This window comes from Mesorhizobium sp. WSM4821 (assembly GCF_055901555.1).
Genome location: NZ_CM148371.1, coordinates 7181400 through 7207417, shown reverse-complemented (window position 1 = coordinate 7207417; position 26018 = coordinate 7181400). Strand labels below are relative to the sequence as shown.

General features: G+C 61.1%; 24 protein-coding genes and 1 pseudogene. 24 read left to right on the top strand and 1 reads right to left on the bottom strand.

Features of this window, described 5'->3' with window-relative positions; genetic code table 11:
• Positions 1-79 precede the first annotated feature (79 nt).
• The 13 genes from glmS to AC0NID_RS35030 all read left to right on the top strand — a co-directional run bounded on the left by glmS (position 80) and on the right by AC0NID_RS35030 (position 14050).
• The gene (gene glmS, locus AC0NID_RS35090; protein WP_473458201.1) at positions 80-1903 is read left to right on the top strand and encodes a glutamine--fructose-6-phosphate transaminase (isomerizing); all 1824 of its coding nucleotides are present in this window, start codon (positions 80-82) and stop codon (positions 1901-1903) included.
• A gap of 247 nt (positions 1904-2150) precedes the next feature.
• Positions 2151-4181, top strand: coding sequence for a conjugal transfer protein TraG (locus AC0NID_RS35085; protein ID WP_473458202.1), 2031 nt, complete (start codon positions 2151-2153; stop codon positions 4179-4181).
• 119 nt (positions 4182-4300) lie between these two features.
• A complete protein-coding gene (locus tag AC0NID_RS35080; protein WP_473458203.1) occupies positions 4301-4714 on the top strand; it encodes a CopG family transcriptional regulator in 414 nt (137 codons plus the stop codon).
• Positions 4711-5679 carry a P-type conjugative transfer ATPase TrbB gene (gene trbB / locus AC0NID_RS35075; protein ID WP_473458204.1) on the top strand — a complete coding sequence of 323 codons (969 nt, stop codon included), beginning with the start codon at positions 4711-4713 and terminating at the stop codon, positions 5677-5679. Before AC0NID_RS35080 ends, trbB begins: the two co-directional genes overlap by 4 nt.
• Before the next feature lie 11 nt (positions 5680-5690).
• The gene (locus AC0NID_RS35070) at positions 5691-5999 is read left to right on the top strand and encodes a TrbC/VirB2 family type IV secretion system protein (RefSeq protein WP_473458205.1); all 309 of its coding nucleotides are present in this window, start codon (positions 5691-5693) and stop codon (positions 5997-5999) included.
• Complete coding sequence (locus tag AC0NID_RS35065; RefSeq protein WP_473458206.1) at positions 5999-6271, top strand: VirB3 family type IV secretion system protein; 273 nt, start codon at positions 5999-6001, stop codon at positions 6269-6271. The genes AC0NID_RS35070 and AC0NID_RS35065 overlap by 1 nt, the downstream gene beginning before the upstream one ends.
• The gene (trbE, locus tag AC0NID_RS35060) at positions 6265-8715 is read left to right on the top strand and encodes a conjugal transfer protein TrbE (RefSeq protein WP_473458207.1); all 2451 of its coding nucleotides are present in this window, start codon (positions 6265-6267) and stop codon (positions 8713-8715) included. The genes AC0NID_RS35065 and trbE overlap by 7 nt, the downstream gene beginning before the upstream one ends.
• Complete coding sequence (gene trbJ / locus AC0NID_RS35055; RefSeq protein WP_473458208.1) at positions 8712-9437, top strand: P-type conjugative transfer protein TrbJ; 726 nt, start codon at positions 8712-8714, stop codon at positions 9435-9437. Before trbE ends, trbJ begins: the two co-directional genes overlap by 4 nt.
• Before the next feature lie 29 nt (positions 9438-9466).
• Entirely contained in the window at positions 9467-10789 is a 1323-nt protein-coding gene (gene trbL, locus AC0NID_RS35050) for a P-type conjugative transfer protein TrbL (RefSeq protein ID WP_473458209.1), read from the top strand.
• On the top strand, positions 10790-11515 hold the full coding sequence (trbF, locus tag AC0NID_RS35045; protein ID WP_473458210.1) for a conjugal transfer protein TrbF: 726 nt from the start codon (positions 10790-10792) through the stop codon (positions 11513-11515).
• Positions 11512-12537 (top strand): P-type conjugative transfer protein TrbG, encoded by a 1026-nt coding sequence (gene trbG, locus AC0NID_RS35040; protein WP_473458211.1) that lies wholly within the window; start codon positions 11512-11514, stop codon positions 12535-12537. Before trbF ends, trbG begins: the two co-directional genes overlap by 4 nt.
• A gap of 13 nt (positions 12538-12550) precedes the next feature.
• On the top strand, positions 12551-13765 hold the full coding sequence (locus tag AC0NID_RS35035; protein WP_473458212.1) for a TraB/TrbI/VirB10 family type IV secretion system protein: 1215 nt from the start codon (positions 12551-12553) through the stop codon (positions 13763-13765).
• A gap of 12 nt (positions 13766-13777) precedes the next feature.
• Entirely contained in the window at positions 13778-14050 is a 273-nt protein-coding gene (locus tag AC0NID_RS35030; protein ID WP_473458213.1) for a DUF2274 domain-containing protein, read from the top strand.
• A gap of 151 nt (positions 14051-14201) precedes the next feature.
• Here the strand turns inward: AC0NID_RS35030 and hemN are convergent, their stop codons facing one another.
• Positions 14202-15551 (bottom strand): oxygen-independent coproporphyrinogen III oxidase, encoded by a 1350-nt coding sequence (gene hemN / locus AC0NID_RS35025; protein WP_473458225.1) that lies wholly within the window; start codon positions 15549-15551, stop codon positions 14202-14204.
• 154 nt (positions 15552-15705) lie between these two features.
• Between hemN and AC0NID_RS35020 the strand changes: the two genes are divergently transcribed.
• The 11 genes and pseudogenes from AC0NID_RS35020 (at position 15706) to AC0NID_RS34970 (ending at position 25845) form a co-directional block, all read left to right on the top strand.
• Complete coding sequence (locus AC0NID_RS35020) at positions 15706-16455, top strand: Crp/Fnr family transcriptional regulator (RefSeq protein ID WP_473458214.1); 750 nt, start codon at positions 15706-15708, stop codon at positions 16453-16455.
• A gap of 600 nt (positions 16456-17055) precedes the next feature.
• Positions 17056-18687, top strand: a complete 1632-nt coding sequence (gene ccoN / locus AC0NID_RS35015; protein ID WP_473458215.1) for a cytochrome-c oxidase, cbb3-type subunit I — start codon at positions 17056-17058, stop codon at positions 18685-18687.
• On the top strand, positions 18678-19409 hold the full coding sequence (gene ccoO / locus AC0NID_RS35010; protein WP_473458216.1) for a cytochrome-c oxidase, cbb3-type subunit II: 732 nt from the start codon (positions 18678-18680) through the stop codon (positions 19407-19409). The genes ccoN and ccoO overlap by 10 nt, the downstream gene beginning before the upstream one ends.
• 11 nt (positions 19410-19420) lie before the next feature.
• Entirely contained in the window at positions 19421-19570 is a 150-nt protein-coding gene (locus tag AC0NID_RS35005) for a cbb3-type cytochrome c oxidase subunit 3 (RefSeq protein ID WP_473458217.1), read from the top strand.
• 2 nt (positions 19571-19572) lie between these two features.
• Positions 19573-20436 carry a cytochrome-c oxidase, cbb3-type subunit III gene (gene ccoP, locus AC0NID_RS35000; RefSeq protein ID WP_473522329.1) on the top strand — a complete coding sequence of 288 codons (864 nt, stop codon included), beginning with the start codon at positions 19573-19575 and terminating at the stop codon, positions 20434-20436.
• A gap of 168 nt (positions 20437-20604) precedes the next feature.
• Complete coding sequence (gene ccoG / locus AC0NID_RS34995; protein WP_474033390.1) at positions 20605-22164, top strand: cytochrome c oxidase accessory protein CcoG; 1560 nt, start codon at positions 20605-20607, stop codon at positions 22162-22164.
• Positions 22161-22658 carry a FixH family protein gene (locus AC0NID_RS34990; RefSeq protein WP_473459119.1) on the top strand — a complete coding sequence of 166 codons (498 nt, stop codon included), beginning with the start codon at positions 22161-22163 and terminating at the stop codon, positions 22656-22658. The genes ccoG and AC0NID_RS34990 overlap by 4 nt, the downstream gene beginning before the upstream one ends.
• Positions 22655-22834 (top strand): hypothetical protein, encoded by a 180-nt coding sequence (locus tag AC0NID_RS34985; RefSeq protein ID WP_473459105.1) that lies wholly within the window; start codon positions 22655-22657, stop codon positions 22832-22834. Before AC0NID_RS34990 ends, AC0NID_RS34985 begins: the two co-directional genes overlap by 4 nt.
• A pseudogene (locus AC0NID_RS34980) lies at positions 22756-23414 on the top strand (HAD-IC family P-type ATPase); the annotation flags it as partial. The gene AC0NID_RS34985 and the pseudogene AC0NID_RS34980, both read left to right, overlap by 79 nt.
• A gap of 36 nt (positions 23415-23450) precedes the next feature.
• Positions 23451-23606 (top strand): cbb3-type cytochrome oxidase assembly protein CcoS, encoded by a 156-nt coding sequence (gene ccoS, locus AC0NID_RS34975; protein WP_008871940.1) that lies wholly within the window; start codon positions 23451-23453, stop codon positions 23604-23606.
• A gap of 337 nt (positions 23607-23943) precedes the next feature.
• Positions 23944-25845, top strand: coding sequence for a glycoside hydrolase family 127 protein (locus AC0NID_RS34970; protein ID WP_473459103.1), 1902 nt, complete (start codon positions 23944-23946; stop codon positions 25843-25845).
• Positions 25846-26018 lie beyond the last annotated feature (173 nt).

Below are 26018 nucleotides of genomic sequence, written 5' to 3'. Positions count from 1 at the left end.
CGAATTCTACTAGGAGGCTCAGCGCCGGGCGGTGCCCTTCGGGTCGGCTGAGGCTACCGGGAAGAATTCGGAGACGATCATGTGCGGGATTGTTGGCATCGTTGGGCATCAGCCGGTGTCGGATCGGTTGGTCGACGCTTTGAAGCGTCTTGAATATCGAGGATATGACTCGGCCGGCGTTGCCACCATCACCGAGGGCTCGTTGCACTGCCGGCGCGCCGAGGGCAAGCTCATCAATCTCGAGACGAGGTTGAAGGAAGAGCCGCTGAGTGGCACCATCGGCATCGCACACACGCGCTGGGCAACTCATGGGGCACCGACTGAGCGCAACGCGCACCCGCACTTTACGGACGGTGTGGCCGTCGTTCACAACGGCATTATCGAGAATTTCGCCGAGTTGAAGGACGAACTGGCGGCGGCGGGCGCCGAGTTCCAGACCGACACCGACACCGAGGTCGTCGTGCATCTCTTGGCAAGACACCGCCGGGAGGGCATGGGGCGGGGTGAGGCAATGCACGCCATGCTGAAGCGCGTCAGGGGCGCCTACGCGCTTGCCATTCTCTTCGAGGATGATCCGTCGACCATCATGGCGGCGCGCAATGGACCACCGCTGGCGATCGGTCACGGCGACGGCGAGATGTTCCTGGGCTCCGACGCCATGGCGCTAGCTCCCTTCACAAATGCAATCACATATCTCGTCGACGGCGACTGGGCCGTTATCGGCAAGGCAGGCGCCGATATCTTCGATTTCGATGGCCATCCCGTCGAACGTCCGCGCCAGACTTCCACGGCCGGGGCATACCTGGCCAATAAGGGCAACCGTCGCCACTTCATGGAGAAGGAAATTTACGAGCAGCCCGAGGTCATCGCCCGTGCGCTCGGTCATTACATCAACTTCGAAGGGAATCGCGTCGATACGGTTTCGAGCATAGATTTCGCCAGCATCCCGAGCCTGGCGATCTCGGCTTGCGGCACCGCCTATCTGGCCGGACTGATCGCAAAATACTGGTTCGAGCGCTATGCGCGCCTGCCGGTCGAAATCGACGTTGCGTCCGAATTCCGCTACCGGGAGATCCCGTTGCCGCCGGAATCGGCGGCTCTTTTCATTTCGCAATCCGGCGAAACCGCCGATACGCTCGCGTCCCTGAGGTACTGCAAGGGGCGTGGGCTGAAAACCGGCGCTGTCGTCAATTCCCGCGAATCGACCATCGCTCGGGAGGCCGACGCGATCTTCCCGATCCTTGCCGGCCCGGAGATCGGCGTCGCCTCCACCAAGGCTTTCACGTGCCAGCTTGCGGTTCTGGCCACACTCGCCATCGGCGCTGCCAAGGACCGTGTAACGCTAACTGAATATGAGGTGAAGGCGCTCGTCCGGAGCCTTGCCGAAATGCCGGGCGTCATGGGCCGGGTACTGAACAGCATCCAGCCAGATATCGAGCTCCTGTCGCGCGAACTGTCAAAGTGTCATGGTGTCCTGTATATTGGCCGCGGCACCAGTTTCCCACTGGCGATGGAAGGTGCGCTGAAGCTCAAGGAGATTTCCTACATCCATGCTGAGGGCTATGCGGCTGGCGAATTGAAGCATGGTCCGATCGCATTGATAGACGAGAACATGCCAGTGATCGTCATCGCGCCACATGATCGCTTTTTCAACAAGACCGTCTCCAATATGGAGGAAGCGGCCGCCCGTGGAGGGCGGATTATCCTCATCACCGATGAAAATGGGGCCGCTGCGTCGAAACTCGACACGATGCATACGATCGTGCTGCCGGCCGTCGACGAGATTATCGCACCTATGATTTTCTCGCTGCCGATACAGCTTCTTGCCTATCATACGGCGGTCTCCATGGGCAAAGATGTCGACCAGCCGCGCAATCTCGCAAAATCGGTCACCGTCGAATGATTGTGACGCGCTCACAGGTGGCATGCGTCCATCGGAAATACACTTCAAAGCGTCACCGGCATTAGGATGTCGACGAGACGCAGATCAGGTCTGCGGCCAAATGGGCATATTTGCTCCACCGAAAGTTTCCAGTCTGAGCGATCCTGCCCATTCCCTCATCGCACCTGGTCGTGCGTAGTGTGCATTTCAGTTCACATCGCACCGCGCGATGCTTGGCCCCGCATGTCCAGAACTGCGGAGCAAGCCGATGACGCCTACGAAGTTGCTGATTGGGCAGATCGCCGTCGTGTTCGCAATCGTGATACTCGGCGTATGGGCGGCCACGCAGTGGTGCGCCCACATGCTCGGCCATCAACCGCCACTCGGCGCGCCATGGTTAGTCGCGGCTGGCTGGCAGATCTACAAGCCGTGGAAACTGTTCGAATGGTGGTTCCACTTCGACGCTTATGCGCCCGAGGTCTTCGATAAGGCCGGTGCACTTGCCGGCGCCAGTGGGTTGGTGGGCTGTGCCGCCGCGATCGCCGGCTCGCTCTGGCGCGCGCGACAGCTCGGGTCGGTCACCACATATGGCTCGTCAAGGTGGGCCGCGACTCACGAGATCGAGACGGCAGGGCTGTTTCGGCCGGCCGGCGTTTTCCTAGGCAAGCTGAAGGATCGCTATCTGCGCCATGACGGGCCCGAGCACGTCATGGCCTTTGCCCCAACACGATCAGGCAAGGGCATCGGACTGGTTGTTCCAACTCTTCTGTCCTGGACCGGCTCGGCCGTCATTCACGATATCAAAGGCGAGAACTGGCAGTTGACCTCCGGCTGGCGCTCGAAGTTCTCCTACTGTCTCCTGTTCAATCCGACCGATCCGAGGTCGGCGCGCTATAACCCGCTGCTGGAGGTACGAAAAGGTCCAGATGAGGTCCGCGACGTCCAGAACATCGCCGACATCCTGGTAGATCCGGAAGGCGCGCTGGACCGGCGGAACCACTGGGAGAAAACCAGTCACTCACTCTTGGTCGGCGCCATTTTGCACGTGCTTTACGCCGAAGAGGAAAAGACGCTCGCTCGCGTCGCCACCTTCCTGTCGGACCCGCAACGCTCGTTTGCCGCGACACTACGGCGGATGATGACGACCAACCATCTCGGCGCGGCGGATAAGCCCCAGGTCCATCCTGTCGTGGCCTCGGCAGCTCGCGAGGTGTTGAACAAGTCGGAGAACGAGCGTTCAGGCGTTCTTTCGACCGCCATGTCGTTCCTCGGCCTCTATCGCGATCCTACCGTGGCGGCAGCGACATCAGCCTGCGACTGGCGCATTGCCGACCTCCTGGATGCCGAGCGACCGATGTCACTCTATCTGGTCGTGCCGCCATCGGACATCTCGCGCACGAAGCCGCTGGTGCGACTTGTGCTCAATCAGATCGGCAGGCGTCTGACGGAGCGGCTGGAGGGGGATCCTAAGAAGAGCAGGAAGCATCAACTGCTCATGATGCTGGACGAATTCCCGGCGCTCGGTCGCCTTGATTTCTTCGAAACCGCGCTCGCCTTCATGGCCGGCTATGGCATCCGTGCATATCTGATCGCGCAATCCTTGAACCAGATCTCCAAGGCGTATGGGGACAACAATGCCATTCTCGACAACTGCCATGTGCGGATTGCCTTTTCCTCCAATGACGAGCGCACGGCCAAACGCATTTCGGACGCGCTCGGCACGGCGACGGAGCTGAGGTCCATGCGCAACTATGCCGGCCATCGCTTGGCCCCCTGGCTGTCGCACGTGATGGTTAGCCGCCAGGAGACCGCCCGCCCACTATTGACGCCGGGCGAGGTGATGCAGTTGCCGCAAGCCGATGAACTGGTGTTGGTTTCAGGGCTGCCGCCGATCCGGGCAAAGAAGCTGCGCTACTACCAGGATCCAAATTTCACCGAGCGCGTGCTTTCTGCGCCGGTATTGCGCGACGGCGCTTACGCGGATCGGCCAGTACCGCGTCCGGACTGTTGGATCGGGCAGGTGCGGGGCGTTGACCGCCGTCTTGCTGGCGGCGGCGAAAGCGCGGGCGAGGCAATTGAAGATGAAGGAGGTGTCCAGCAACAGCGACATCCGGGTCTGCCTGAAGAGCATACAGCCGTCACTCTGGAGCCCGACCGGGACGACCTGCTCAAGCCCGCGGACGATGATAGCGAGGCAGTTGCCGACAGGCGCGTGATGGACCGAATTTCCACTGCCGCACGCGCCTATGGCATCAACGAGGGAAGGGGCGACAACAAGGACATCGTACCCGGCTTCTGAAAGAAGCCGCCGAAGGCAGAGCGCAAATCAGCGTAGATAACGGCCATAAGCAATTTCGAGGAAGTCGGCGATGCTCGTTCCCGCCCGCGCAACAGCGCTGGGATAGTTGGAAGAGCCACATGAGCCCTCAGCGCATTCGTCATCAGTTTCTGCTCGAACCCGACTTGAGCAAGAAACTGGACGACCTCAGCCGCGATCCATCGACGACCAAATCAGCGATCGTGGCGAAGGCAGTCGAGGCCTTTATCGAGCGGCGTGGCGAGAACGAGCTCGACCGGCGCTACGGCGTAAGGCTCGACCGTCTTTCCCGTGACCTCGGTCATCTCAGACGCGACGTCGACATGATCCTAGAGAGCCTGGCGCTCTTCATTCGCTTTTCCGTCACGCTTCATGCTCACACACCAGTCCCGGACAGGGCGACGCAGGCGATTGCCCAGGAGCGCTTCGACAAATTCGTCGAGCAAGTGGGCCGCCAGATCGCCTCAGGCAAACGGTCGCTTGGGACGGATAATGGCGGGGGAGGGGAAGGATGAGTTCTCATCCGGAGGTCGACCATCGCCATCGTGCCATGTTGCGCACCGCCATGGGCCCGGCAATCGCTGAGGCCCTTGCCGATTCATCTGTTATCGAGGTGATGGTCAATCCCGACGGTGCGCTGCGGCTCGACCGGCTGGGAGAAGGTCGGGTCGGTACCGGCGTGCATATGCACCCATCCGAGACGGAACGCATCGTCCGCCTGGTCGCTTCCCATGTGCGTGCCGAGGCGCATGCGGGTAGTCCGATCGTCAGCGCCGAACTGCCCTCGGGAGAGCGCTTCGAGGGGCTGTTGCCGCCAGTCGTTCTGGCGCCATGCTTCGCCATCCGTAAACCGGCCGCAAAACTCTACACGTTGGCCAACTATGTCGCCGACCAAATAATGCTGCCGCTGCAGGCCGATGCGCTGAGGAAGGCCGTGCGCGAGCGGCGCAACATATTGGTCGCAGGCGGCACGTCGTCGGGCAAAACCACGCTCGCAAATGCGCTGCTGGCCGAAGTCGCGGAATGCGACGAGCGGGTGATCCTTATCGAAGACACACGCGAGCTGCAGTGCGCTGCCAAGGACTGCGTTGCACTCAGGACAAGACGGGGCTCGGTAACGCTTGCCGATCTCGTACGCTCGACGCTGCGGCTCAGGCCCGACCGCATCGTCGTAGGCGAAGTCCGGGGTGCGGAAGCCCTCGATATGCTGAAGGCATGGAACACTGGCCACCCCGGCGGCATCGCCACGGTTCACGCCAATTCGGCGCGCTCCGCCCTCTACCGGATCGAGCAACTCGCGCAGGAAGCCGTCGTCACTGTACCACGCCGTCTGATCGCCGATGCCATCGATCTGATTGTCTTCATCGCCGGGCGCGGATCCTCGTGCCGCATTGACGCCATCGCCGAGGTCACCGGTCTCGACGGCAGCGGCGATTACGCCGTCACCCAACTGACGCTCCCGCAACTTCAGCAGTTTTGAAAGGCCAATTCATGTGCAAGAAGCTTCGCTTTCTTTCGTCCACCGCGCTCGTGCTTGTTCTCACGGTCCCAGCCCGCGCAGCAGGCTCCGGCATGCCTTGGGAACAGCCGCTGCAGCAGATCCTGGAGTCTGTACAGGGACCGGTCGCCAAGATTATCGCCGTGATCATCATCATCACCACGGGCTTAACCCTTGCCTTCGGTGACACCGCAGGCGGTTTCCGCCGGCTGATCCAGATCGTCTTCGGGCTGTCGATCGCCTTCGCGGCATCGAGCTTCTTTCTCTCCTTCTTCTCCTTTGGCGGCGGGGCACTCGTCTGATGGTCGCTGGAGAGCAGCATATTGAGGGTTTCGCGGTTCCCGTTCACCGGGCATTGACCGAAGCCATCCTGCTGGGCGGTGCACCGCGAGCGGTGGCGATCGTCAACGGCACGGTGGCCGCAGCTATCGGACTCGGTTTGCAGCAGTGGATCGCTGGGCTGGTGCTGTGGATTGCCGGCCACACTCTGGCGGTCTTTGCCACAAGACGCGATCCAGACTTCACCAGCGTGCTCGTTCGTCACCTTCGTCTGAAGGGATGGTTGGCATGCTGAACCTGTCAGAATACCGCAGCAAAGCCGACAAACTTGCCGACCATCTGCCCTGGGCAGCGCTCGTCGCGCCCAGCATCGTGCTTAATAAGGACGGCAGCTTTCAGCGGACCTTACGGTTCCGCGGGCCCGATCTCGAAAGCGCGACGGAAGCAGAACTTGTCGGCATCTGCGCCCAGGCAAACAACGCGTTGAGAAGGCTCGGCTCCGGCTGGGCATTGTTCTTCGAAGCCGAGCGCATAGAGGCGCTCGGCTATCCTAACTCAACCTTTCCCGACGCCGCGTCTTGGCTGGTCGATGAAGAACGACGCGCGGCCTTCGAGGGCAAGGTCGCGCATTACGAGAGCCGCTATCACCTGACTTTGCTGTTCATGCCGCCCCCGGACGCACGGGCGAGGGCTGAAAGCGCGCTCGTTGACGCACACCAATCTGGCGGCGGGAGAGACTGGCCCCAGGAGCTGGCGCGGTTTCGCGACGAGACCGACCGGGTCCTCGATCTTTTGTCCGGTTTCATGCCCGAGGTGCGCGTGCTCGACGATGCCGAGACCCTGACTTACCTCCACGGCACAATCTCGACCCGCCGCCATCCACTCGCTGTCCCGGAAACGCCGATGTATCTCGACGGCATCCTGGTGGACGCGCCGCTTACCGGCGGCTTGGAGCCGATGCTCGGCGAACACCATCTTCGCACCCTTACCGTCCTCGGATTCCCGAATCTCACCCGGCCCGGAATTCTCGACGCGTTGAATCATCAGGATTTCGCCTATCGCTGGGTGACGCGCTTCATCCCGCTCGACAAGACGGAAGCCACGAAGACGCTGACACGGTTGCGCCGCCAGTGGTTTGCCAAGCGCAAATCGATCGCGGCCATCCTGCGCGAGGTCGTGACCAACGAACCTGTCCCGCTGGTCGACAGCGATGCCGACAACAAGGCGCTCGATGCCGACGCAGCCCTTCAGGCGTTGGGCGGCGACCATGTCGGCTTCGGTTATCTCACCACAACGGTGACAGTGTGGGATGAGGACCATCAAGCCGCCGCGGAGAAACTTCGCGCGGTCGAGCGAATCATCAATGGGCTCGGCTTCACCACCATCAGCGAAAGCGTCAATGCGGTCGAGGCGTGGCTCGGCTCGCTGCCTGGTCATATCTATGCCAATGTTCGCCAGCCGCTCGTTCACACATTGAACCTTGCGCATCTCATGCCATTGTCGTCGGTCTGGGCAGGTCCTACGGCGAACGAGCATCTCGCCAAGGTCACCCAGCGAGAGGCCTCGCCACTTCTGTTCGCAGAGACCAACGGGTCGACACCATTCCGACTATCCACCCATGTCGGCGATGTCGGCCACATGCTGATCGTTGGCCCGACCGGCGCCGGCAAATCGGTGCTGCTTGCCCTGATTGCGCTGCAGTTCCGGCGCTATGCCGGCGCGCAGGTCTATGTCTTCGACAAAGGCAATTCGGCGCGCGCGGCAGTCCTTGCCACGGGTGGAGAACACTACGCGCTGGGTGCTGACGGTGCGCTCGCCTTCCAGCCCCTGCGCAATATCGGCGACCAGGCTGCCCGCAGTTGGGCAGCCGAGTGGATTGTCGGCCTCATTGCCCATGAGAATGTCACCGTCACGCCGGAGGTGAAGGAGGCAATCTGGTCGGCACTCACCAGCCTTGCCACCGCGCCGGCGCAGGAACGCACGCTGACCGGCCTTTCGGTCCTGCTTCAGTCCAACGGGCTGAAGTCCGCGTTGATGCCCTACACGCTCGACGGTCCTTTCGGCCGCCTGCTCGACGCCGATGATGATCGGCTGGCCTTATCGAATGTGCAGTGTTTCGAGACGGAAGAGCTGATGCAGAGCCAAGGCGCTGTGCTGCCTGTGCTCACTTACCTGTTCCATCGTCTTGAGGAGCGGTTCGATGGACGGCCGACGCTGCTGATGCTCGACGAGGCTTGGGTCTATCTCGACAATCCGCTCTTCGCCGCCCGTATCCGCGAATGGCTGAAGGTGCTCCGAAAGCGGAATGTTTCGGTGATCTTCGCTACGCAATCGCTGGCTGATATCGCGGGCTCTTCAATCGCGCCGGCGATCATCGAGAGCTGCCCCCAGCGCATTTTCCTTCCCAATGATCGTGCTGTGGAACCACAAGCGCGGGCAGCCTACGAGCGCTTCGGCTTGAACGAGCGGCAGATCGAATTGATCGCCCGCGCCACGCCGAAGCGCCACTACTATCTTCAGTCACGTAGCGGAAATCGTCTCTTCGAGCTCGGGCTTGGCCCCATCACTCTTGCGCTTTGCGGCGCTTCCGATCCGGCGACGCAGACCCTGATCGACAAAATCCAGTCTGAAGACGGGCAAGACAGCTTTGCCTCCCGCTTTCTGAGCGCGCGCGGCGTCGATTGGGCTGCCGAGCTTCTCCAGCAATTCCCTCAACCAGACATGGAGCAATCCTCATGATTGGACGCCGTCTTTTCACCAGCCTGATCACCGTTTCCCTGATCGCCAAGCCAATGGCCGACTATGTGCAGCCGGCCTACGCCCTTATCGTGTTCGATCCATCCAATTATGCGCAGAACGTGCTGACGGCGGCGCGCGCGCTGGAGCAGATCAACAACCAGATCCAGTCGCTGCAGAACCAGGCAACCATGCTGCAGAACATGGCGCGCAATCTTCAGCGTCTGGATTTCTCTTCCGTGGGCCAACTCACCGGTTCGATCCATCGCATTGACGGTTTGATGGACCAGGCGAGTGGCCTCAGCTTTGATCTGGGCAAGCTTCAAGACCAGTGGCGCAGCCAATATCCAGAAAGCTACGAGGCCACGATCAAGGTCAGCGATGTGGCAACCGCTGCGCGCGAGCGCTGGCAGAGCGCCATGCAGGCGTTCCGCCAGACCATGCGGGTCCAGTCGCAGATCGTCGAGAACGTCCGCGCCGACGGCGACCTGCTTGCCGATCTCGTCAACCGCAGCCAAGGGGCAGCCGGTGCGCTTCAGGCAAGCCAGGCCACCAACCAGCTGATCGCGCTTTCGACCAAGCAGCAGATGCAGATCCAAACGCTGCTCGCGACTCAGTTTCGAGCTGAGGCCGAGGATGCCGCGCGCAAGGCGCAGTCCGAGGAAGCCGCCCGCGAGACGACCAAGCGCTTCCTGGGTACCGGCTCGGCCTATCCCGGCAATTGATCACCAACTCTGACGAGGAAGGCGGTGGCATGAACGACCTTGGCGTCATCGATCGCTTCATGGAGACCTTCATCCACTACATTGACAGCGGGTTCGGTCTGCTTTCGGGCGACGTCGCCTTCCTCACCACCATCCTGATCGGCATCGACATCACGCTGGCCGGGCTGGCCTGGGCGCTCGGCGACGAGCCCAACATTCTCGGCCGGCTTACCCGCAAGGTGCTCTATGTCGGCGTCTTCGCCTTCATCTTGAATAATTATAAGAACCTCGCCGACATCATCTATCGCTCCTTTGCCGGGCTCGGCATCAACGCGTCCTCCGGCAATCTCTCCCCAGACAATCTCATGCGCCCGGGCCGCATCGCCGCGACGGGCTTCGAAGGCGCTTGGCCGCTGCTTGATCAGGCAAGTCAGCTGCTCGGCTTTCCAGAAATCTTCGGCAACGCGCTCACCATCTTCGTGCTGCTCATGGCCTGGTTCCTGGTCATCATCGCCTTCTTCATCCTTTCCATTCAGCTGTTCATCACAATCCTTGAGTTCAAGCTCACCACGCTTGCCGGCTTTGTTCTGGTTCCCTTCGCACTCTGGAATCGATCGGCGTTTCTGGCCGAGCGCGTGCTCGGCAATGTCATCTCTTCAGGCATCAAGGTGATGGTACTTGCCGTCATCGTCGGCATCGGCTCCACACTCTTCGGCGAGTTTGCTTCCGCGCTGCAAGGCAAGGAGCCGGACCTGGCCGCCGCGATGTCACAGGTGCTGGGCGCGCTGGCGTTGCTTGGGCTCGGCATCTTTGGGCCCGGCATCGCGTCGGGTCTAGTGTCCGGCGCGCCGCAGCTTGGCGCGGGCGCCGCACTTGGCACGACTGCGGCGGCTGCTGGTGCATCGCTCGTTGCCGGAGGCACGGCATTTGCTGGCGCGCGCATGGCAGCCGGCGGCAGTCTCGCCGCAATTCGGGCCGGCACAACGATGGGATCGGCTGCTTTAACGGCCTGGCAGATCGGGCGAGCAACCTCGCCCCACACCGGCCTGTCCGGTGTGGCTGCTGGATTGCAGGGCGTGACCAGTGCCGCCGGCGGCGCCGCGATGCGAGCAGCAAGAGCTGCCGCGGGAACGTTCGGGCGCAGCGCCGATGCCGGCCGGGAAGCGGCATGGACCGCGACCGGTGGTGCGACCACCGCGTCCATGACTGGAAACCCAACCGCTGCAGATCCTAATGCCGCTCCGACGTGGGCAAGACGCTTGCGTTCCGAACAGACCGCCCGTGCCCACCGCCACGCCGCCATGCAGGCTGTCCGTGAAGGCGACAGGCCGGGAGGCAGCGCCAATCCCTCTCTCAACGACAAGGATGACTAGATGCTGTTCAAGCGACCCGTTCAACGTTACGGCAGGACACCCGAACCGGTCACGCCGTATCAAAAGGCCGCCCAGCTATGGGACGAGCGCATCGGCTCATCTCGAGTACAGGCTAGGAACTGGCGGCTCATGGCCCTCGGCTGTCTGGCCTTGGCGACCGGGCTCTCTGGCGGACTCGTATGGCAGTCGATGCAGAGCCGTGTTGTGCCTTACGTCGTCGAGGTCGACCGCTTCGGCGAGGCACGCGCCGTCGCGCCGGCTATCCAAGACTACGAGCCCTCCGACGCCGAGATAGCCTGGCACCTCGGCCGCTTCATCCAGAATGTCCGTTCCGTCTCCACTGATCCGGTGCTGGTGCGGCAGAACTGGCTGGCGGCTTACGACCTTGCCACCGACCGTGCGGCACTCTTCCTCAATGAGTACGCCAAGGCAAACGATCCCTTCGGTCAGATCGGAACGCGCAGCGTGTCCGTCCAGGTGACCAGTGTGGTCAGGGCTTCCGACAGCTCGTTCCAGGTCAAATGGACTGAGCAGGTCTTTGAGCGCGGCAGCCTTGCCAGCACCACGCGCTGGACCGCGATCCTCACCATCGTGATCCGCCCGCCAAGCAATACGGATCAGCTGCGCAACAATCCGCTCGGTGTATTCATCAACGCCATCGACTGGTCGCGCGAGCTCGACAGTGCCGCACCGACATCCGTTTTCCCCGAAGGAGCCCGCCGATGACAAATAGAGCCCAATCGTTCCGTGCCGCGCTGATCCTATCCGCATCGGCAGCAGTTCTCTTGGCCTGCGCATCGAAGCCGGTGCCGCCTGAAATCTCGTATGATGCTGCCGACTTCAAAGCAGCGGCAATCGAGAAGGCGCCAGAGACACCGGTCAAGATAGTCGAGGTGCCAAAGCCGTTGCCGCTCCCCGGCCAGTTGCAGCCAGAACCGGGCAAAATCGCCGACGACAAGCGCTCTCCTGAAGAACGCGTCGCCGACGCCAACAAGGCGGCGACGCAGCAACCCACCCGGTACGGCTACGTCAATGCGGTGCAGGTCTATCCCTTCACCGATGGCGCGCTTTATCAGCTCTATGCCGCGCCGGAGCGCGTCACCGATATCGCCCTACAGCCGGGCGAGAAACTGACAGCCGTGTCGGCCGGCGACACGGTGCGCTGGGTCATCGGCGATACCGTCAGCGGCACCGGTGACGACCGGCGCACCCATGTGCTGGTAAAACCCTTCGCGCCGGGACTTAGCACCAATCTGGTGATCACCACGGAACGACGCACCTACCACTTGCAGCTTCAAAGCACCGATAAGACCGCTATGGCGGCGATCTCCTGGACGTACAGCGAGGACCAGATCGTCGCGCTCCGCCAGCGTAACGCTCAGGCCGAGGCTACCATGCCGGTGGCGTCGAACGTGGCGCTCGAAAACATTCGCTTTCGCTACTCGATTAGGGGCGACACACCGCCCTGGAGACCGACGCGAGCCTTCGATGATGGCAGCAAGGTCTATATCGAGTTCCCCCGCCGCATAGACCAGGGAGAGGCCCCGCCACTCTTCATCGTCGGCTCTGACGGGGACAACCAGCTCGTCAACTACCGCATGCGCGGCAACTACTACATTGTCGATCGGCTCTTCGCCGCGGCCGAACTACGCCTCGGCACCAAGCAGCAGCAAGTGGTGCGCATCACAAGGACGGACGGCCGGCAACCGCCGCGTCGCGTATCTCTCTTTGCGCGCTCCAGCAGGTGAGGAGAGGGGCCTTATGACCGACACTTCCCCATCCAATGCTCCGCCAAAACTCGATCCCGAGCAGCTGCAGTTACGGGCCTCGCCCCGCCGCGCCGTGCAGTTCAAGCGCGGCGTGATCGTCGCCATCGCTGCCGTCGGGTCCGGTGCCATCCTGGGCGTCACGATGATGGCGCTGCAGGGACCGGCGCTTCGCTTCAAAGAAAAGGCGGAAGATCTCTACAACACTGACCGCAAGCCAACCCCTGAAGGACTTGAAACACTTCCCAAGGACTATTCCGGAGTGAAGCCGAACCCTCCTGTGCTTGGACCACCACTGCCGGGCGACCTCGGTCGCCCCATCCTTGAGCGGCGGCGCCAGCTCGGCATCGCGCCAGGGCAGGACAACTCCGCCGAGGAGCAGCGTGTTGCCCAGCAGGCGATTGAGGCGCGCGAATCACAAGTCTTCTTCCGCATTGAAAATCAACCCAAGGAGGGGGGCATCGGCGGTAATGCGAAAAGTGCCCAGCAGCCGTTCGGGGCGCCTCCGCAATCTGATGCCGCTCGGCCGTCAGATTCCGTTGCCCCGGCTGAGGGCGATCAGAACAATCAACAACGCAAGCTCGATTTTGTCAGCCAGCGTAGCACCAGCGGGATCTACAACCTGCATGCATTGCAGACGCCAGCTTCGCCAAATCAGCTCATGGCCGGCAGCGTGATCGCCGCAAGTCTCATCACCGGCATAAATTCCGACTTGCCCGGGTTTGTCGTCGCGCAGGTCACCGAGAACGTGCACGATACGCTCACCGGCAGCATCCTGCTTATCCCGCAAGGCTCGCGGCTGATCGGGACCTATGACAGCGTCGTCGCATTTGGGCAAAAACGGGCGCTTCTGGTTTGGCAGCGAATAATACTGCCAGACGGTTCTTCGATCGAAATCGACAATCTGCCGGCGACAGACACTGCCGGCTATGCCGGGCTCGAGGACAAGATCGATTTCCACACCTGGCAGCTGATCAAGGGAGTCGCGCTGGCCACATTGCTGGGCGTCGGCACCGAGTTAAGTTTTGGAGAAAACGAAAGCGATCTGGTCAAAGCGATCCGGGAATCCACTCAGCAGAACGTCAGTCAAGCCGGCCAGCGCATCACCGAGAAGAACCTCAATGTTCAGCCCACCATCACCATCCGCCCAGGTTGGCCACTGCGCGTCATCGTGCACAAGGATCTGCTGCTACGGCCATACGCGAGTTGAGCAGGAGTGAATATGGCCAACTTGAAACTTGGAAAGCTTCCAGACCGAACACCTTCGAAGATTACCATCACCGTCAGCGCGCAGTTGGGCCAAGCACTCAAGGAGTATGCTGCCCTTTATCGTCAGGCCTATGGCGAGTCTGAAACGGTGGCGGAACTCATCCCTTTCATGCTGGCGGGGTTTCTGGAAGGCGACCGAGCGTTTGCCAAGGCCAGAAAAGAAGGTTTGCCGACGTCCAGCATGCCGGAGAAGTCGCGGCGTCTGGCAGGCTCAGATTCCGAGTAACCGAGGCAATGAGTGAACCGCCCGCACACGAGCCTCGATGGGCTAACTCCGCTTGAATATGTAACCCGATCCGTCAAGGATCACACGTGAACAGGCTCACTCACAATGGAGGCAAACAGGGGAGCGCGTCACCGCGACCGCACTCTTTGGCTCAAACTGCAACCGAGTGCCTGGCCCTTCCGCTTTGGAAATATTTGTCGAACCTGGCCGCGATGCTTCGGACGAATGGGCGACTTTCAGCCGGCACGACGAAACGGTCGCCATCCAGTTCAAGCAATCGAACGGGATCGTGGAGGGCCATGGTACTCGACTCAAGAAGGAGCTTCTGGCCGGCTTTGCCGAAGCGTTCCAGCAGATCGACTGCCGAGAAGGCGAAATCACACATCAGCCTCTCGATGATCCAGCCGCGAACGCGGTCGTCGTCGGAAAGCGCGATACCGCGGACAACCGCCAGCCCGCCATGCGCAACCATACTTCCGTACTCGGCGGTCGAAATATTGTTCTGCACGTAGCCTTGGCGAAAACGGCCGATGGACGAAGGGCCAAGCCCGATCAGTGTCTCGCAGCAATCCTCCGTGTAGCCTTGAAAATTGCGATGCAAAGCCCCTGCGCGGGCCGCTATCGCCAAGGCATCGCCTGGCTTGGCGAAATGATCGAGCCCTATTGCTTCATACCCCTTGTCCACAATCGCTCGCGCGGCGAGTTGCGATTGCGCCAAACGCTCCATGGGGCCAGGCAGCCACGCCTCTTTGATTATCGTCTGATGCTTCTTGAACCAGGGCACATGCGCGTAGCCGAACAGCGCCATCCTGTCCGGTTCCAGGGTCAGCGCCTGCGCTACGGTGGAACAGACGCTCTCCCTACTCTGGTGCGGCAATCCGTAGAGCAGGTCCAGATTGACGGAACCGACGCCGCGGGAGCGAACTCCGTCGACGACAGCCTTCGTTTGCAAAAAGCTTTGCTCGCGGTTGATTGCCTTTTGCACTTTTGGCTCGAAATCCTGGACGCCGAGACTCGCCCTGGTCATGCCGATTTCGGCCAGCGCATCAAGGCGCGCCTCATCCATGTCGTTTGGATCGATCTCGACGCTGATTTTTGTGTCCGGGAGAAAATCGAAGCTGTCCCGCAAAAACGCGCCAAGCGCCACCATGTCCTCGGGCTTCAGCATGGTGGGCGAACCGCCGCCGAAGTGGACTGCGCGGACATGGCCCTTGCCGCTGACGAGACCCGCAACCGTCGCGATCTCCGCGTGTAGCGAGCGCAGATAGGCCGTCACCGGCTCATAGTGGCGCGTCTGTTTGGTATGACACGCACAGAACCAGCAGAGTCTGTCGCAATAGGGGATGTGCAGATAGAGCGAGATCTCGCTGCCACTTTTAAGCGCCTCCAGCCAGCCACGATAAACCGCAGGATTGACGCCCGCGTGGAAATGCGGTGCAGTTGGATAACTGGTATAGCGCGGGACGTTCTCGCCAACCTGGGCAGCTATTTCGGACTGCATGTTGTGGTCCACCATGTTTGCATCGCTGGAACTCTGGGCTTATTGGCGAGCCAAAGCCCTGATTTCGGTCAGCAACTCGGACAAACTGCCGCAAGGATTTTTCTACCTTAGATTGCTACCCTGTCGGCGCTTGGGAGAAGGGTAGAGCGACGGCATGACATTACGGCAAGACATTCACAGTTCCGGCGTTCCCGTTCTTTGCCTCTCTTGCGAGGCAAGGCGTCGTGGTGTCTGCGGTGCGCTCGATCCAGACCGTTTGGTTGGGCTCGCCAAAAATTCGACGCGCCACAAGATCGAGTCGGGAGTCGAACTGATCGGCGATGCCGAGGCCGTCGACAGCTATTCGAATGTGCTTTCAGGCGTGGTGAAGCTAACAAAGAGCCTTTCGGACGGGCGCCAGCAGATCGTAGCTCTCCGGTTTGCGCCGGATTTTCTGGGACGACCCTTCAAGGTGGAAAGCGAGATCAATGCGGAAGCGGCAACAGCTGTCACGCTGTGCTCGTTTCCGAAGGCAGCCGTGGAACGGATGATGAAGGAATCACCGGAACTCGAGCATCGCCTGCTCAGGCAGACGCTGGACGAACTCGACGCAGCACGCGAATGGATGGTGACGCTGGGGCGCAAGACGGCATCGGAAAAGGTGGCGAGTTTTCTCGTCATGATCGCCCGGAATATCGATTCCAGTGTTGACCCGGCCGCCAGGTCAGCGTCGTTCGATCTGCCGCTGACTCGTGCCGACATCTCTGATTTCCTTGGACTTACGAACGAGACCGTGAGCCGCCAGCTGACGCGATTGCGAGCTGACGGCGTGATCCGGATCGAGAACAAACGCCGCGTGATCGTGGACAGCATGAGCCGGCTGGAGCAGCGTTGCGGCAGCCGAATGGCGCGGCAGTTTGGATAGGCCCAAGCTGCGGGGTCTGCGTCGCCAACTCCGTTTCGTGGCGCCGTTCGAATGCAATGTGTCGCCATAACCCTTCGTGATGCCGCGGCAGCATGAACCCGACAGCTTCCGCGCTCGCTACCGGATCACCTGACCAATCGCCAGGAGTGTTTCGGACAGCTCGCCGGCGAAGCATTGATCCCCGAGGTGGCCGGCGCGCAAGCGGCTGGTGGAGGCAAGATTGCCCCTCCTCGAACCGGTGAATGTCACGAAGCAACGCAACGATTGCGTTGGCCGTCCCGAGCCATTCGAAGCGAGCGACGTTTAGCAAGGCACGACAGTACTTTTCAGCCCGTCGCTGAGCCCCAGCTTTTTCGAATGGGCACGCCTCATTGTGTCGCCCGTCTCCACGCCCGCCCCGGCTCCGAGCCCACCCCACTTGTCCATGAGCGAGCAGGCCCGCTACGTTCCCTCTTCATTCGCCACCATCTGATTGCGCCGAACTCGATGCTGCCGGAAACAAATGGGCGGCCCTGACATGGATCAGGGCGAGCAGGCGGCGGCTGCGCAATTGATGCACAGCGGATTTGGCGTCCGCCGGATTCGAGATCGGGATTTGCGATGAAATTCGGCACAGAGATCGTGCTTCTAAGCCTGTTTGCTTTTGCGGCCCTGGTGGCTGCCGGTTTCGGCGTAGATGAACCTTTCCGCCAGCATATGTGGGTGTTGTTCTTCGCCGTAGCTGGTTTCACCGCGATCCTGTTGCGCAATACGGAGTTCAAGCCTGTAGTTCCGATAGACCCCTCCGCTTTTATGGACGGTCCAATCCGTTACGGGGCCGTCGCGACGGTGTTTTGGGGCGTCGTAGGCATGCTGGTTGGTGTGGTCATCGCGCTGCAGCTTGCCTATCCCGATCTCAGCGTCGAGCCCTGGTTCAACTTTGGCCGCTTGCGGCCGTTGCATACATCCGGCGTGGTTTTTGCCTTCGGCGGCAATGCGTTGCTTTGCACGTCCCTTTATGTCGTACAGCGCACCTGCCGCGCCCGGCTGTTCGGCGGCAATCTGGCCTGGTTCGTGTTCTGGGGCTATCAGCTGTTCATCGTCATGGCTGCGACGGGCTACCTGCTCGGCATCACCGAAAGCCGCGAATACGCCGAGCCCGAATGGTATGTGGATCTTTGGCTGACCATCGTCTGGGTCGCCTACCTCGTCCTGTTCCTCGGCACCATTTTGAAGCGCAGGGAACCGCACATCTACGTCGCCAACTGGTTCTACCTGTCCTTCATCGTGACCATCGCGATGCTGCATGTGATCAACAACCTGTCGATGCCAGTCTCGTTCGTGGGTTCAAAAAGCTATTCAGCCTTCTCCGGCGTCCAGGACGCCTTGACGCAGTGGTGGTACGGCCACAATGCCGTGGGCTTCTTTCTCACCGCCGGCTTCCTTGGCATGATGTACTATTTCGTGCCCAAGCAGGCCAACCGGCCAGTCTATTCCTACCGGCTGTCGATCATCCATTTCTGGGCTTTGATCTTTCTCTACATCTGGGCCGGCCCGCACCACCTCCACTACACCGCCCTGCCGGACTGGGCCCAGACGCTAGGCATGGCGTTCTCGATCATGCTTTGGATGCCCTCCTGGGGCGGCATGATCAACGGCCTGATGACGCTCTCCGGGGCCTGGGACAAGCTGCGGACGGATCCGATCGTCCGCATGATGGTCATGGCCATAGCCTTCTATGGCATGTCGACCTTCGAAGGCCCGATGATGTCAATCAGGGCCGTCAATTCGCTGTCGCACTACACCGACTGGACCATCGGTCACGTCCATTCGGGCGCACTCGGTTGGGTCGGCATGATCTCGTTTGGCGCGATCTATTTCATGGTGCCGAAATTGTGGAACCGCGAGCGGCTCTATTCGCTGCGGCTCGTCAACTGGCACTTCTGGCTGGCAACGCTCGGGATCGTCGTCTACGCCGCGGTGATGTGGGTCTCCGGCGTCATGCAGGGCCTGATGTGGCGCGAATACGACGAGCAGGGCTTTCTGGTTTTCTCGTTCGCCGAAACTGTCGCCGCCATGCATCCCTACTACATTACGCGTGCCATCGGCGGCGCGATGTACCTGTCCGGCGCCCTTATCATGGCATGGAACATCACCATGACAATCCTCGGTTACCAGCGCGAGGAGAAACCGATGCCGCGTCCCATCACCGCCGTCCGACCTGCGCGATCAGGAGCCAGCAAATGGGCTTGATGGACAAACATGCCGCCATCGAGAAGAACGCCACGCTGCTTCTCGTCGGCTCCCTTCTGGTGGTGACGATCGGCGGCATCGTCGAGATCGCGCCGCTCTTCTATCTCGACAATACGATCGAGAAGGTCGAAGGCATGCGGCCCTATTCGCCGCTCGAACTCGCCGGCCGCAACATCTATGTGCGCGAGGGCTGCTATCTCTGCCACAGCCAGATGATCAGGCCGTTCCGGGACGAGGTCGAGCGCTATGGGCATTACAGCCTGGCGGCCGAGTCGATGTACGACCACCCGTTCCAGTGGGGATCGAAGCGCACAGGACCGGATCTCGCCAGGGTTGGTGATCGCTACTCGAATGAGTGGCACGTTCAGCATCTTACCGAGCCGCGCTCGGTGGTACCGGAATCGATCATGCCGAGCTATGCCTTCCTGAAGGATACGGCGATCGACGTGAAGGACTTCTCGACGCACCTTATCGCAAACCGGCGCGTCGGCGTCCCCTACTCCGATGAGATGATCGCTCGCGCCGGAGATGATCTGATGGCGCAGGCCAATCCCAATGCCGACACATCCGACCTGGAGGGCCGCTACCCGAAGGCCAAGCTCGGCGATTTCGACGGCAACCCGCAACAGGTCAGCGAGATGGACGCGCTGGTCGCTTACCTCCAGATGCTTGGCACGCTGGTCGATTTCAAGACCTACGACGAAGCCGCCGGTTACCGCTGAGGAGAATGGTGATGACCTATAACTTCATGCGGGCGTTTGCCGACAGTTGGGGCCTGCTCGCTATGGCGCTGTTCTTCGTAGGATGCATCACCTTTGCGCTTCGTCCCGGCAGCAGGACGCGAGCCGACGAAGCTGCTCAAATGCCTCTCAAGGACGACTGATCATGAGCGGAGAGCACATTGACGAAGTCTCCGACCTCTCGACCACCGGCCATGAATGGGACGGGATCAAGGAGCTCAACAATCCGCTCCCGCACTGGTGGGTGATCACCTTCTACGTCACCATTGTCTGGGCGATCGGCTACACCATCGCTTATCCCGCATGGCCAATGCTAAGCTCCGCCACCCGAGGCGTGCTCGTCTATTCCAGCCGCAACGATGTCAAGAATGAGCTGGCAGCGGCCGAGGTCGCCAAGGGCAAGTATGTTGCCGCCCTTCAGGCGAAGACTGTCTCCGAGATTGCCGCCGACGATGTTTTGCGCGGATTCGCTATCGCGGCCGGTGGCGCCGCCTTCAAGGTCAATTGCGTTCAGTGCCATGGCTCCGGCGCCCAGGGTTCGAAGGGCTTTCCCAACCTGAATGATGACGATTGGCTGTGGGGCGGCAAGGCCGAACAGATCCAGCAGACAATCACGCACGGCATCCGCGTTGCCTCCGACCCCGACACGCGCCTGTCGGAAATGCCGGCGTTTGGTGACATCATTGCGCCCGAGCAGATTAGACAGGTCAGCGCTTATGTCTCGAGTCTCTCCGGCGCTGTTGGCGATCAAGCAATGGTCATACCCGGCGCCAATGTTTTCGCCGAAAATTGTGCCGCCTGTCATGGTGATAATGCAAAGGGAAACACGGAGCTTGGCGCACCCGACCTGACCGACTCGATCTGGCTCTACGGATCCGGCGAAACAGCCATCGCCGCGCAGATCCGCGCACCCAAACACGGCGTGATGCCGGCCTGGGTTGAGCGTCTCGGCGAAACCAAGGTCAAGGAACTCGCGGTCTATGTCCATTCGCTTGGCGGCGGAGAATAGGAACGGAAGCCTATTCTCGGCCCTCCCCCCTGCCAAGCGACGAGGCCCGGCGCGAGCCGGGCCTCGACACCATTCCGGCTGTGACCTGCATCAACACGGGGCGGACCGCCCACGGCGAGGCTGTTCGATGGGCGGCCCTGACATCGGCAGCGGGACTGGAGATGCCACGTGCGTGATAAAACGCAGACAGAACCGCCCGAAGCAGAAGCGATTGACTCCCCCAACACCCGTGAGCCGCTGTATGCCCCACGCAAGAAGATATTTCCCAAGCGGGCTTCGGGCAGTTTTCGCAGCTTCAAATGGCTGGTGATGGCGATCACGCTGGGCATCTATTATCTGACGCCCTGGCTGCGCTGGGATCGAGGTCCGTTTGCTCCCGATCAGGCGGTACTGATCGATCTTGCCAACCGCCGCTTCTATTTCTTCTTCATCGAGATCTGGCCGCAGGAATTCTACTATGTGGCCGGCCTTCTGGTCATGGCCGGCATCGGCCTTTTCCTGATCACGTCCACAATTGGCAGAGCCTGGTGCGGCTATACCTGCCCGCAAACCGTATGGGTCGATCTGTTTCTGGTTGTGGAGCGCGCGATCGAGGGGGATCGTAACGCCCGCATGAAGCTCGACGCCGGACCGTGGACCGCGCGCAAGCTTGCGCTGCGCGTAGCGAAGCACGCCATCTGGCTGGTCATAGCGGCTGCCACCGGCGGCGCCTGGATCTTCTATTTCGCCGATGCGCCGACGCTGGCTGGCGAGGTCTTCACCGGCACCGCCGCGCCCGTCGCCTACATCACCATCGCCGTGCTGACGGCGACCACCTACACATTCGGCGGGCTGATGCGCGAGCAGGTCTGCACCTACATGTGCCCATGGCCGCGCATCCAGGCGGCCATGCTCGACGAAAATTCGCTCACCGTGACCTACAACGACTGGCGCGGCGAACCTCGGTCGCGTCATGCCAAGAAGGTCCAGGCTGCGGGGCAACCGGTCGGAGACTGCGTCGATTGCAACGCCTGTGTCGCTGTCTGCCCGATGGGGATCGATATTCGCGACGGTCAGCAACTCGAATGCATCACTTGCGCGCTCTGCATCGATGCCTGCGACAGCGTCATGGACAAACTCGGCAAGGAGCGCGGGCTGATCTCCTACGCAACGCTGTCCGATTACAACGCCAACATGGCGGTGGCGACCGCAGGCGGCTCCTGTTCGGTGAACCCGTCGCTCGTCCGCACCGACGGCGGCGCTTTCTCCGACAAACTAGCCCATTTCAATCTCCGCAAGATATTTCGGCTGCGCACCTTCATCTACATGGGCGCATGGTCGGCGATCGGTCTTGCGCTGCTCTATTCGCTGCTGACCCGCGACCGGCTCGAGGTCAACGTCCTGCACGACCGCAACCCGCAATTCGTCACCCTGTCGGACGGTTCGATCCGCAACGGCTACACCGTCAAGCTGCTCAACATGATCCCCGAGCCGAGAACGATCGTCGTCACGATGCAGGGATTGCATGGAGCCGAAATGAACGTCGTTGGTGTCGACCTTCCAGCTGACCGGTCCTTCGCCGTCGCGGCCGAACCCGACCGGCTGAAAACGCTGAAGGTTTTCGTGCGCCAGCCGGCGGATCAGGTGGGAAGCGCAACGCAAACGTTCAAGTTCCGCGTCGAGGACAAGGCGAGCTTCGAAACGGACGAATACACGGCCACTTTCAACGCACCGGAGGCCGCCAGATGAGCAGCAAAACGCAAAAATCCCGCGAATTCACCGGCAAGCAGATGTTGGTCACCATTCTCGCCTTTTTCGGCGTGATCATCGCGGTCAATCTGACGATGGCGACACTCGCCAGCACGAGTTGGACCGGGCTTGTCGTCGAGAATACCTATGTGGCAAGCCAGCAATTCAACCGAAAGGCCGAGGAAGGGCGTGCGCAGGCGGCACTCGGCTGGACCGGCAATCTGGCGATCGCTGGGGGTGAGGTCCGCTACAGATTGAGCGATGCCACCGGCAAGCCGGTCCCCTTGCATGGCGTGAAGATACTGTTTCGACATCCCGCCTACGAGGCAGGGGACAAGGCCGTCACTCTCGCCCTCGCCTCGGACCAGGTATTTGCCGCGCAGCACTTGCCAAGGGATGGCGTCTGGATCGTCGAAGTCGATGCCGATGCCGGTCTGACAGAGCCCTATCGCGACGTTCGCCGAATCATGATTTCTGGGGGAGCGCTGCAATGAGCTGCTGTGCGCCGGGCGCTGAAATGGCGCTGGATCTGAATGGGGTTACATCCGTCCTGCCGTCGAGCCAGGAGATCCGGCTGGCAAGCCGCTCGCTTGGCGATTGGGGCGGCGCGGTTGGGCTGGATGGAAGGCTCGAACCGGTGGCGAAAGCAGATACGGCGGAACGGTTCTGACCAAAGACGGGATCATCGTGGCGTCCTTTGTCTTCAAGGACGCGCTGCGTCCGGACGCCAGGGCGGCCATAGAGCAATTGAACAACGCCCGAGTTTCCGTGAAATGCTGTCGGGCGATACCGGGGCTGCATGCGGCGAGGTCGCGACGTTGGGGATACATCACTTTGTTCCGGCGCTGCTTCCTTCGGGCAAGGTCAAGTATATTGAAAACCTGGCGAAGGACGGCCACAAGGTGCTCATGGCTGGCGACGGCCTCAACGACACCCCTGCGCTGGGCGCGGCATATGTCTCGATCGCTCCAGCCATGGCGGCCGATGTCGGCCGCAAAGCTGCGGATTTCGTTTTCCTGCACGAAAGCCTTTCGGCCATCTCCCTTGCCCTCGACGTTTCGCGAAAGGCCGGACAACTAATCCGGCAAAACATCGCCATCGCGATTGTTTACAACGCCATTGCCGTCCCGATCGCCATTTTGGGGCAGGTAACACCATTGATTGCGGCAATCGCGATGTCGGCCTCATCACTGCTTGTCATTGGCAATGCGTCGAGGCTGCAAGGTTTTGTGCCAGACTGCTCCGCCTGAAAGCCGCTCCCACACCGGCACATTGACGCAACCCTCATGACAATCCTGGTCTATCTCATACCGGTGGCTCTGTTGTTGGGCGGGCTTGGACTGTCTGGCTTCCTGTGGGCCTTGAGGAGTGGTCAATACGAGGATCTCGACGGAGCCGCCGAGCGTATCCTCATTGACCGGGACGAGAGGCCGGAACGCTGATTCCGCCACTCGAGGGCCTGCGTCGCCCATTCCGCCATGCAAGCGGCCGATGCCACGAAGTACCTCCCACGGCCGCACGAGCGCTGGCGATGGACGTGTTCCAAGTACAACGGAGCGGACAGACCGGCGGCGCGGGTTTGTCGTGTCTGGCTGACCCAGATCAGTGCTGTCTCCCCACCGCCCTGATTTAATGGACGAGTCTTTTCAAGGGGAGAACGCATGTCTAGCCGGACGGAAGCTGAGCGGTATCAGGTGCTGGCCCTGTTCGCCGGGGCGCCGGCATTGTCGAAGCCGTGAGCAGGCCGGCGCATGTCATTGCAGGAGCCGATGCGTTCGAATGAGCGAGTTCAAGCCAGTTCGGTTCGTTGATGTCGCGCTGGAGGGGCAATTCTGGCGCGAGCGGCTGGAGACGGTGCTGACACGGACCATCCCCAGCCAGCACGTCCAGCTTGGCAAGCAAGGTGTGTTGCTGTCCCTCACACTGCCGAACCAGTCGCTGCCACTGAGCGTCCCAGGCAACGAGCACGATTTCAGGCAGGTGTTCTGGGATTCCGACGCCGGCAAGTGGATAGAAGCAGCATCCTACGCGCTGTCGCACAGGCGTGATCCCGACATCGAGGCATGGATCGAAAACATTGTCGACGATCTCGAAAAGGCGCAGGCTCCCGACGGTTATCTGAACTGCTGGTACCTGCAGCGCGAGCCGGACAAGCGCTGGACCAACCTGCGCGACAATCACGAACTCTACAATCTTGGACATCTGCTCGAGGGCGGTATCGCCTACTTCCTCGCGACGGGCCGGCGCCGGCTGCTGGACATCCTTGAGCGGTATGTTGACCATGTGTGCAAGACATTCGGCCCGAACCCCGGCCAGAAGCGCGGCTATTGCGGCCATCAGGAAATCGAGCTGGCCCTCGTTAAGCTCTATCGCTTGACTGGAGACAGAATGCATCTCGACCTCGCGGCCTATTTCATGAATGAGCGCGGGCGTCAGCCGCACTACTTCGATCAGGAAGCGGTCGCGCGCGGGGAGAACCCCAAGGATTTCAGGGCGAAAAGATATGAGTACAACCAGTCGCACAGGCCGGTGCGCGAGCAAACTAAGGTGGTCGGACATGCGGTCCGAGCGATGTACATGCTTTCTGCCATGGCCGACCTCGCGGCGGAACTGAATGACGGCAGCCTCAAGAAAGCATGCGAGGTGCTCTGGGCCGACGTCATCTCCTCGAAAATCTACATCACGTCCGGCTTGGGTCCGGCTGCCGCGAATGAAGGCTTTACTGAGGATCACGACCTGCCGAACGATACGGCGTATGCGGAGACCTGCGCCTCGGTAGGCCTGATCTTCTGGGCACATCGCATGCTGCATCTCGAACTCGACGGCCGATACGCCGACGTTCTGGAACAGGCGTTGTTCAACGGCGCGCTGACCGGCCTTTCGCGCGATGGCGAGCGCTATTTCTACTCCAATCCGCTCGAGAGCGATGGGCGACGCAGCAGATGGGCCTGGCACCCATGCCCATGCTGCACGATGAATTCGTCTCGTCTGATTGCTTCGGTCGGAGGCTATTTTGTCTCGGCCAGTGAGAACGCAATCGCCTTCCATCTCTACGGCGGCATTTCGACGAACATCCAACTCGCTACGGGCAATGTGTTCCTGCGGGAAACCAGCGCCTATCCATTATTCGGCTCGATCAGGATCGAGGTCAGCCCTGACGCGCCGGCCGAGTTCACCATTAACCTCCGCATTCCCGGTTGGGCTCATGAAGCCGAAGCTTCAGTCGGGGGATATGCAGTCGACGTGACGGCATGCACCAGAAATGGCTATCTTGCGATCTCGCGGCTATGGCATGCCGGAGACATCATCGCCCTCGAACTACCGATTTCTCCCGAGCGCATCTATGCTCATCCCTCAGTCAAGCAGGACATCGGCCGGGTGGCGCTCAAGCGCGGGCCGTTGGTTTATTGCGTTGAAGAGGTCGACAATCCCGGGGGGGCGGTGCAGCAGCTCAAACTGCCGCGAGACGCCAGGATCGAAACGGTGGAACGGGGCGATCTCTTCGATGGCGTGGTCACGCTGACCGCCTCCGCAGAGCGTGTCGAAGACCAAGCGTGGGGAGACAGCCTGTACAGGAATGCGCCCCCGATCGTTTCCGGCTGCCGGCTAACCGCTGTCCCATATTACCTCTGGAACAATCGGGCGAAAGGCTCGATGCAAGTGTGGCTGCTGGAAAGCTGAATTCAGCGCTGTCGACGTATGGGAGGCCACTTCTCAACCAATGAATGCCGACAATATGCAGTCATCAGAAGCCTCAGATAAGATTCTCATTCGTCCGGCGGGCGGTCCACCGGTCCGTGCTCCTGGTTGACGAGTTCCACGACCTGATTGGAACCGACCCTGCATACAGGGGG